The following is a 5,125-nucleotide window of genomic DNA, read 5'->3' as shown; positions in this document are numbered from 1 at the left end:
TTGATCTCGATTTACTTGTGTATTTTTAGTAAGCATTTCAATATCACCTCGATATTCTATGACATAATTATACAAAAAATGTCGACAAAATCCTTTAAAAAAGGATTTTGTCGACAGTCTGAAAGATCTTCTTAATCGAAGATCTTTTATTACTTTTAGTTGAAAAGGATATCAAATATTTTTTGATAACCAATTGGAAATACAGAAGCAATGATTACACCTGTAATGATGGATGAAATTGAAATAAAAATAAATTTTTGAAATGATATCTCATTTCGCTTATAAGCAATTTTAAATGCCTTTAACATATAAAACACCGTGATAAATATTATAATAGCTGAACATACACTTGTTATAATGACTTCCATTGCATCCCTCCTAGTCATTTAACTATTTATACCCTTATATAATTAAAAATTCCCTAATTGTTTATTTTATGATCGAAATACTTTAATGTATTCCATATTGGCACCACTATTCCAGCTAGAAATAACACAATATTAGTTCTGAACGAACTATCTACCCACTAAAAAAGCATTTACGATTTTTTATTGGGCTTTTTGTAAAATTCGTAATCGATACGCATTCATGGCTGTTTCACCTAGAGTTTTAAGAAGATTATTATTGGCATAAGCACCAACAAAGGCTCCAATTCCTGGTACGAGCTGCAGCATTTTGACAAAATCTATATAATCACGATACTCTTGTTGAAACTTCCGCCAATCCATTTCAACTAGCTCCTTTTTTCGCTGCTCCCAATTTTCAATTACTGCTAACGTATTCCGACGAATTTCATCACTAGAAAAAGCAAGCTGAAATACATGTAGTAAAAATAAACGTTCTTCATATTCTTTCGTATCGAACCCATAAATAGCGGCTGCTTCAAATAAAAATTTCATTTTGATTGTTAATAGTAGCGGAAAATCCGCTAGACCAAGTAAGATTCCTCCTGCCCCTGTTCCTGCCCCTTCAATAATGGCGGTTTTCTGAAAGCTAGAGATTTTTATCCTAACAAGCTCATCTCTTTCCTCTAATGATAATCCGATTGCCTGTTTTCTATTGGTCGTTAGTTGAGAACCAAATAATGTCGCCTTCACCATTCCTTTAATACTCTCTGTCATTAACTCATGAACCTTTTCCGGAATAAATTCGTTTATTTTCTCTTGTGCTTTTTTGGAAACACGGTTCATCATCCCAGAGCGACGAGTGATTTTTCGTTTCCAATCTTCAATTTCATCAAATACTTTTAATTCATACTCATTCATTGGTCCACCCCACCAACTTCGTTTACAAAGTAATACGAAGAGTTTAGTTCTTGGTTTCAAAAAAAATCCCCATTCCAACTGGATGAGGACTTCTAAAACTTTAAACGATTTTTACTATAAAAATAAACATATATCCAATTAAACATCAATCCGATAATTAAACCAACCAATGCATATAGAAATTCGCCCTTAATGGAAAGCATGAAGGCAAAAAATACTGCTTCTATAGACATTATGACCATTAACAAAAATTGAAAAGCGTTCTGCTTATGTTTTGGATCCACTGGGTATAAATCTACCCAAAGCTTATTTTGATGATGCTTCCAAAGAGGAAGCAGTTGAAAACCCGTTAAATATAAAAATAATACAATCAGTAATAATTGCCCTAAACCAAAGGAAATAAAGTAAATGGCAAGTGAACCAATAATCGTTAAGCGGACAAATAATCCTAAGTAATCGGAAGACCTTAAAAAGGTTCTTGAATACAAATATAAAAATGTCTTTTCTTTTGAAAAGGAAATTCCACGTAGGAATTGATCTAGCCATTTTCTTCGTTTAACTGTATCCTTAAGTTTCGGAACGTCTGTAAACAAGTTCGCCAGTCGGTAAAACGAAGCCATTCTTTTTTCTTCCTGCTCAATTAATAAATCCCATTTTAACCCTATTTCTTTTGTTCGAGAATGGAAGAAATAATAATAAATCATCATAATAAATCCTATACACAATAGCACAAGAAAATTTGCTTGTTTTAGTAACAAATACGAGAACGTCGTATTCACAAAATACCGAACAGCCATGTCCGATCTGTGAACAGAGGATGGGACAAAATAAGTTATATGCCAAGAAACTACTAAATTCCAAGCCTTTACCACCAAAAGAAGAAGTAGGATTGGAAAAAACAAACGATAGTTTGTCCCACTAACCTTGACATACATTGGCATAAGTACCGCTAAGACTAGTAAAAGAATATACCCTTGAAAAATAAAACTACTTATTTTCGACCAACGAAAATAACCTCTCAATTGATTCTCAAGTGGCAGCAAGAATACTTGATCGGCATGAAGCAAGTAATTATATACCGGACTATAGGCAAGAAATAATCCAAGGATAATAGCCATAATGATCTCAGCCGGAAAATTAGATGAAAGCGTATCAATCCATTGCTGATAATAATAAGCCCCGCTCCCAATTAAAAAAATTAGGACAATTACAAGATGACCGTTAAAAATATACCGTAAATATCTATTCAGCTCTTTTACGCGAACCCCTATACGGTTTCTCCAAAGCTTTTTATCATCAAACATAATTTTCTTCCTTTGTTAATTGAATATATATTTCATCCAGTGTTGCTCCACGCATGGAGAATTGTTCCCTTAACTCCTCAAGTGTACCTTGGGCCCGAATTTTTCCTTCATGTAAAATGACAAATCGGTCACAGTATTTTTCTGCGGTGGCTAGGATATGCGTGGACATTAAAATACCTGCCCCATTTTCTTTCATTTTTTTCATTAAATCCAGTAAGGATTGAATACCAAGCGGGTCAAGTCCAACAAATGGTTCATCAACGATATATAGTGAGGGCTGGACTAAGAAAGCACACATAATCATGACTTTCTGCTTCATTCCTTTAGAAAAATGCGCAGGAAACCAATTTAAGCGCTTCTCCATTCGAAATTCTCGCAGTAATGTGGTAATACGATTCTTATATGTAGACTCATTTAATCCGTAAGCCATTGCAGTCAATCTTAAATGCTCTTCCAATGTTAATTCTTCATATAAAATTGGTGTCTCCGGAACAAACGTAAACAATTTTCGATATGCCTCTTTATCTTCCTTAAACGTTTTTCCTTTTATCTTTATGACACCACGATGTGGATCCATTAATCCAATGATATGTTTAATAGTGGTACTCTTACCTGCACCATTTAATCCAATTAACCCAACCATTTCTTTTTCCCTTACATCAAATGAAACATCTTTTAAGACCGGATTTCTTGTGTATCCTCCAACTAGATTTTCAATGGTTAATAAAGACATTCTCAACGCCCTTCCGTATCATGATTACTATTTATTTTATCAAATGGAAGACTTACAGAAAAACCGCAACACATTTTTTCAATGTAATTTTGTATATTTCTTTCGTAATCGGACATGATAATCTTCGAAGGGGAAATCAGTTGATGAAGTGATTCATCAAGATTGAAATGAGGTGTTTGTCAAAGACAATATCCGTTTCAACTCATAAAGCTTCATATAACGTTTCAGGTAAGGGGATGGTTGTAATGTACAATGTACAGGAAAACCATTTAGCGTTCAAATAACACTGGTCAATTGCAATAAATTGCAAATGAGGTGTTTATCGCAGACTATGTCCGTTTTTATAGGTGTTGATAACCGATAAAAACACTTAGGGGATGGTCAGCTTGAACAATAATGTTTCTTTATAATAACACTTTATTGTCAAATGAGGTGTTTATCAAAGAACATTCCTGAAGCGAAAGTCAATGTTGAAGCAGTTCCCCTTCGAGGGCGGGATTCCATGCGAATCCTGCCTTTTTCTTTTTATTTGAACATGGTAAAATAATACAAACCATAAAATGAAAGGCTGGGTTGTATATATGAGTGATTGTATTTTTTGCAAAATTATAAAAGGTGAAATTCCATCTGCAAAAGTTTTTGAAAATGAACATGTATTAGCTTTTTTGGATATCAGCCAAGTGACAAAAGGCCATACTCTTGTCATTCCAAAGGTACATAAAGAAAACCTATTTGAACTAACACCGGAAATTGCTAGAAATTTATTTGAAGTAGTACCCGCTATCGCCAATGCTTTAAAAACTGAATATGAGCCTGTTGGTCTAAACACCATTAACAACAATGGTGAACAGGCTGGACAAACTGTATTCCATTACCATATGCATTTAATTCCAAGATACGGTAAAGGAGATGGCTTCGGAGCCGTTTGGAAAAACAATCAAAGTGATTATACGCCAGATCAACTTCAGGAAATGGCTGCTAATATTAGCAAACATTTATAGTATAATTGTCTGAAAATTATATCTTTATAATAGGTTACTATTATGTTATAATATCGTTAGTTCTTCGCTGCAGGCATAGAGCGCACTGCAGGAGGAATCAGTTGTTTAGAAGAGCAGAGGAGAGATGAGAAATGAATACGAAAAAACTTGTTGTACTGTCACTGCTGGCAGGGATTGGAGTCGTTCTGCATGCGGTGATGCCAGCTTTCTTAACCATTAAACCGGATATGATGCTGGCTATGATGTTTTTAGGAATTCTGCTTATTCCTGAAATCAAGAGTGTGTTGCTTCTGTCCATCGTGACAGGAATATTATCAGCCATAACAACAGGTTTCCCAGGAGGACAAATTCCAAATATTATTGATAAACCTATCACAGCATTGGTCTTTTTCGCTTTATTTTTAGCTTTAAAGAAGTATGGAAAAACCATTTTTGGCGTCGCCCTTCTAACCGCCATAGGAACCATTATCTCTGGTACCGTCTTTTTAGCTTCTGCCTATTTGCTTGTAGGACTACCAGGACCATTTGCAGCACTGTTTGGAGTGGCCGTTTTACCGGCTGCAGCTCTTAACACGATTTCGATGATTATTTTGTATCCTGTGGCACAATCGATTATGAAGCGAACGAAAATAATAACGACTACCGCCATTCAGAAATAAATGCAGAACTGTTAAGAAAAGAACCCAAAGGGTTCTTTCAGATTGTAGACAAAAGGCATTCCGAATAAACTTAATTCGAAATGCCTTTTCAAATTTTAAGCAATTTTTGGTCTATATTAACTTTAATTTGACCCCTACGGGGTCAATTATTATACCATTTTTG

Annotated in this window: 6 protein-coding genes; 2 read left to right on the top strand and 4 right to left on the bottom strand. The window is 34.6% G+C overall.

The window, feature by feature from the left end; all coding sequences use genetic code 11:
• Positions 1–155 precede the first annotated feature (155 nt).
• The 4 genes from G4Z05_RS16155 to G4Z05_RS16140 form a co-directional block, all read right to left on the bottom strand.
• Complete coding sequence (locus G4Z05_RS16155) at positions 156–368, bottom strand: hypothetical protein (RefSeq protein ID WP_163252827.1); 213 nt, start codon at positions 366–368, stop codon at positions 156–158.
• 180 nt (positions 369–548) lie between these two features.
• Positions 549–1,265, bottom strand: coding sequence for an EcsC family protein (locus G4Z05_RS16150; protein ID WP_163252828.1), 717 nt, complete (start codon positions 1,263–1,265; stop codon positions 549–551).
• 92 nt (positions 1,266–1,357) lie between these two features.
• A complete protein-coding gene (locus tag G4Z05_RS16145) occupies positions 1,358–2,569 on the bottom strand; it encodes an ABC transporter permease (RefSeq protein WP_163252826.1) in 1,212 nt (403 codons plus the stop codon).
• Positions 2,562–3,302, bottom strand: a complete 741-nt coding sequence (locus tag G4Z05_RS16140) for an ABC transporter ATP-binding protein (RefSeq protein WP_163252825.1) — start codon at positions 3,300–3,302, stop codon at positions 2,562–2,564. Before G4Z05_RS16140 ends, G4Z05_RS16145 begins: the two co-directional genes overlap by 8 nt.
• Positions 3,303–3,883: 581 nt before the next feature.
• Here G4Z05_RS16140 and G4Z05_RS16135 point away from each other — a divergent pair.
• Positions 3,884–4,303, top strand: a complete 420-nt coding sequence (locus G4Z05_RS16135; protein WP_163252823.1) for an HIT family protein — start codon at positions 3,884–3,886, stop codon at positions 4,301–4,303.
• Between the two features lie 131 nt (positions 4,304–4,434).
• Positions 4,435–4,962, top strand: coding sequence for a tryptophan transporter (locus tag G4Z05_RS16130; protein ID WP_163252821.1), 528 nt, complete (start codon positions 4,435–4,437; stop codon positions 4,960–4,962).
• Positions 4,963–5,125 lie beyond the last annotated feature (163 nt).

The organism is Neobacillus thermocopriae, assembly GCF_010975035.1.
GTDB classification, from domain to species: Bacteria; Bacillota; Bacilli; order Bacillales; family Cytobacillaceae; genus Neobacillus; species Neobacillus thermocopriae.
This window is presented reverse-complemented; position numbering and strand designations above follow the sequence as displayed.